The organism is Neomoorella stamsii (genome assembly GCF_002995805.1).
Taxonomy (GTDB): domain Bacteria; phylum Bacillota; class DSM-521; order Neomoorellales; family Neomoorellaceae; genus Neomoorella; species Neomoorella stamsii.
In genome coordinates this window covers 1-3,297 of sequence record NZ_PVXL01000074.1, presented here as the reverse complement: position 1 = coordinate 3,297, position 3,297 = coordinate 1, and the positions used below count along the sequence as shown (strand labels likewise).

Below are 3,297 nucleotides of genomic sequence, written 5' to 3'. Positions count from 1 at the left end.
ATTATAACAAATATGGTAATGCCAAAAGATGTTAAGTCTTAGCTATTTCCTTATATCCCCATACAAACTTAAATATTCCACGCTTAAAAATTTCTCATCTCGTGTCTTGACAATGGGGTCCACCTTATACTCCCAGGCCCATACCTCCTACAAGAATACCTTACTGCGCCCACTGTGCTTATGCTGAGCTGTGCTGGGCCTGAAAAAGGGGGTGCTGTTTATGGCCAAAACTCTCTACCTTTTTGCCAGCGGACGGCTGGGGCGAAAGGATAATACCCTGTGCGTTGAACTTGAAGAGGGCACCAAATACTACCCTGTGGAGACTGTGGGCGATATTTATATCTTGGGGGAGGTGGATATTAACAAGAAATGCCTGGAATTTCTCTCACAAAAAGAAATACTGTTACACTTCTTTGATTACTATGGTTATTATGTGGGCAGTTTTTATCCCCGCGAACACTATAACTCGGGCTACATGATTTTGCGACAGGCGGAGCACTATCTGGATGGGGAAAAACGCCTGTGGCTGGCGCGGCAGTTTGTCCTGGGGGCAGTTAGCAATATAAGACAAGTTTTACGTTACTATCACAAAAGAGGAAAGAATCTCCAGGAAATAATAGATGCTATAGAACCTCTGGAAGCCAAGGTACCAAGTTGCGGTTCTATCGAGGAGCTTATGGCTATAGAGGGCAATATTCGCGAGTATTATTATAAAGCCTTCAACTACATATTGAACGATACCAGCTTTCATTTCGAAGGCCGGACCAAACAACCTCCCCAGAGCCCTCTTAATGCTCTTATTAGCTTTGGAAACTCCCTCACTTATACCAAAATCCTGGGAGAGATTTATAAGACTCACTTAGATCCCCGGATTGGGTACTTACATTCCACAAACTTCCGGCGATTTACCCTCAATTTAGACATAGCCGAGATCTTTAAACCTATACTGGCCGACCGGGTTATTTTCTCCTTGGTAGGAAAGAAGATGATTACTGCCAAGGACTTTGAATACCGGGGTGGTGCGGTCCTACTAAAAGAAAGTGGGCGGAAGACCTTCGTCCAGGAATTTGAAGAAAAATTGCAGACTACTATTATGCACCGCGCATTAAAGCGCAAAGTCAGCTACCAGACTATTATGCGCATGGAACTATACAAACTGGAAAAGCATCTTATGGGAGAAAAACTTTACCAGCCGTTTGTAAGTCTATGGTAAAATATACATGGTGAGCAGACTTGTACGTTATCCTTGTTTATGATGTTAACGTTAACCGGGTAAATAAAGTACTCAAAGTAGCCCGCAAATACCTGCACTGGGTGCAAAATTCAGTATTAGAAGGAGAATTGACTGAAGCGAGGTATCGAAAACTTAAGGCAGAGCTATTAGCAATCATAAACGAAAAAGAGGACTCTCTGCTTTTTTATACCTTTAACACCCGTAAATACACCAGCAGGGAAGCCATTGGAGTGAAAAAGGGCGGCGAAGAGTGGATATTATAGGTAAAGCAGCTTGAAGAGCTACTTCTACTTAAGGATGACTAAGGGGGAAAGCTGAAAAGGAGGAGATAATAAATGCTTATGAATGGTAAAGCAGCGATTGTCAAAAAAATGGAGAGCCTGGGTGAGGTGTGGCGCAACCTGCCGCGCTCGAATGACAAGAAGCGGGAGGAGGGGGAGAGATTTTACGAAGAAAAGATAATCTCTCTTTAGAATTGTTTGCGGAGCGCCATGCTCATCTGACCGGATTCTATGACTACCTTATCATTTCCCTGGGTACCTCTTGGGCTTCGCTCGCCCACTGCATTAGGGCTATACGGCCGAAAGATGTCCTCGTCCTATGTAGTGAGATGACGCGCAAGGATATAGACAAGGTTATCGAATGGGGAAACTTAAGGCCTTCTCAGGTTATGATGGCGATCATCGAAGAAACGGAGCCGCTGGATATATATCGCGAAGTCAAAGAGGTCTGGGAAAGATGGGGGGCGGGCGCGCCGTCTGGCCATCGATTTTACCGGAGGAACCAAAGCGATGTCAGTCGGGTGTGCCCTTGTGGGATCCCTTTTGGAGGTTGATTTGCTCTACGTGGCCAACGATGATTACCTGAAGGATTTGCGACGTCCCCGGCCAGGTAGCGAGCGGATAGTAAAAATCAGCAATCCATTACAGGTCTTCGGCGATATAGAAGCCCAGCTCGGGTTTGATCTAATGCAGGAATACGATTATCGGGGAGCAGGATGGGTATTTGAAAAGCTGTGCCGAAGCGTGCCTGAGCCAAGGAAGTTTGAGGTTTTAAAGCTCCTCTGCCAGGCTTATCACGCTTGGGATAACCTCGATATTAAGAATGCTTTCGCTTTTATGAGGGAGACTGTGGAGCGGATCGATCAGTATTCTCGGGGAAGACGACAGGTTTGAGTTGTTGGCCTATCGGGAGCTCCTTAAAGTCCAGGACTAGATTTTGAAAAAGATGGCAGACAAGATGGCATCTAAGGAATCTAGCAGAGGAACCCTCGGGGTATTTGCCGACTTCGAGTTTGTGATGCCCCTCATGCTTACGATATACGCCAATGCGCGGCGCCGGGAAAGTCAGGGCAAATACGATACTGCGGCTCTCATGATGTATCGGCTTCTGGAGATGATCTCTCAGGCGCGGCTGGCCTCCTACGGTATAGATACCGCCGATGCTAACTATGAAGGACTTCCTATTGATCAAGGGGAGCTTATGCCAAATACCTAGAAGGCTGCAAGCGCTACGGGCTCACGAGTCGCTATCGCTTCCGCGCAAGTTCCCTTTGGTCGTTGGGTACCTTATTCTTTCAATCCTTGGCGACCCGCTCATGGAGAGAGTGAATTTAAAGCGTGTCAGCGAGCAGAGCAATATCAGGAACAGTACTATATTTTCCCACGGCTTTATTTTTATAAGCGAGAATACTTACCAGCGTTTCCGCGAGTTGGTAGAAAACTTGTTGGTAAAGTTCTTTGAGATAAACGGCCGGAATTTTGCGGATGAAGCAGCAAAGTATGAGTTTGTGAAGATAGGGTGTTTCGGGTGTGGCTGCGCTTGGGGTGCGGTCACACCCTCATTTTTCCAATAAGTCTGTAGAATATCCTCGCCTTTATGCTATCTACTTCGGGTGAGCGCAAGTTAGGGGGCACGTTGAATCACCCGGAGGGGATATAATGGACCCAGAAAACTAGACACAAAAACAGGGGGTCCTAAGCGTCAAATGAGTGTACGAAAGAAATATCCAACAGATTTTAAAGCCAAAGTTGTGCTGGAAATCCTTAAAGAAGAAAAGTCTG

Annotated in this window: 6 protein-coding genes; all 6 read left to right on the top strand. The window is 46.1% G+C overall.

Translation table 11 applies throughout. The annotated features are described in order from the left end of the window. The first annotated feature begins 220 nt into the window (after window positions 1-220). The 6 genes from cas1b (at window position 221) to MOST_RS18635 (ending at window position 3,089) form a co-directional block, all read left to right on the top strand. Entirely contained in the window at window positions 221-1,213 is a 993-nt protein-coding gene (gene cas1b / locus MOST_RS15520) for a type I-B CRISPR-associated endonuclease Cas1b (protein ID WP_054935895.1), read from the top strand. Window positions 1,214-1,233: 20 nt separating this feature from the next. Continuing rightward, a complete protein-coding gene (gene cas2, locus MOST_RS15515; protein ID WP_054935896.1) occupies window positions 1,234-1,497 on the top strand; it encodes a CRISPR-associated endonuclease Cas2 in 264 nt (87 codons plus the stop codon). A gap of 72 nt (window positions 1,498-1,569) precedes the next feature. Next, on the top strand, window positions 1,570-1,707 hold the full coding sequence (locus MOST_RS17410; RefSeq protein WP_157049461.1) for a hypothetical protein: 138 nt from the start codon (window positions 1,570-1,572) through the stop codon (window positions 1,705-1,707). 318 nt (window positions 1,708-2,025) lie between these two features. Continuing rightward, window positions 2,026-2,409, top strand: coding sequence for a hypothetical protein (locus tag MOST_RS15510; protein ID WP_083476489.1), 384 nt, complete (start codon window positions 2,026-2,028; stop codon window positions 2,407-2,409). Window positions 2,410-2,461: 52 nt separating this feature from the next. Further along, window positions 2,462-2,731: a hypothetical protein gene (locus tag MOST_RS18300; protein WP_277997062.1), complete on the top strand. Its 270-nt coding sequence runs from the start codon at window positions 2,462-2,464 to the stop codon at window positions 2,729-2,731. Then, window positions 2,676-3,089 (top strand): hypothetical protein, encoded by a 414-nt coding sequence (locus tag MOST_RS18635; protein WP_083476490.1) that lies wholly within the window; start codon window positions 2,676-2,678, stop codon window positions 3,087-3,089. Before MOST_RS18300 ends, MOST_RS18635 begins: the two co-directional genes overlap by 56 nt. Window positions 3,090-3,297 lie beyond the last annotated feature (208 nt).

What these genes read in the sequence shown, in the direction of transcription:
- MOST_RS18300 (WP_277997062.1), top strand. Translation starts at nt 2,462, where the DNA reads ATGGCAGACAAGATGGCATCTAAGGAATCTAGCAGAGGAACCCTCGGG.
- MOST_RS18635 (WP_083476490.1), top strand. Translation starts at nt 2,676, where the DNA reads ATGCTAACTATGAAGGACTTCCTATTGATCAAGGGGAGCTTATGCCAA.
- MOST_RS17410 (WP_157049461.1), top strand. Translation starts at nt 1,570, where the DNA reads ATGCTTATGAATGGTAAAGCAGCGATTGTCAAAAAAATGGAGAGCCTG.
- cas1b (WP_054935895.1), top strand. Translation starts at nt 221, where the DNA reads ATGGCCAAAACTCTCTACCTTTTTGCCAGCGGACGGCTGGGGCGAAAG.
- MOST_RS15510 (WP_083476489.1), top strand. Translation starts at nt 2,026, where the DNA reads ATGTCAGTCGGGTGTGCCCTTGTGGGATCCCTTTTGGAGGTTGATTTG.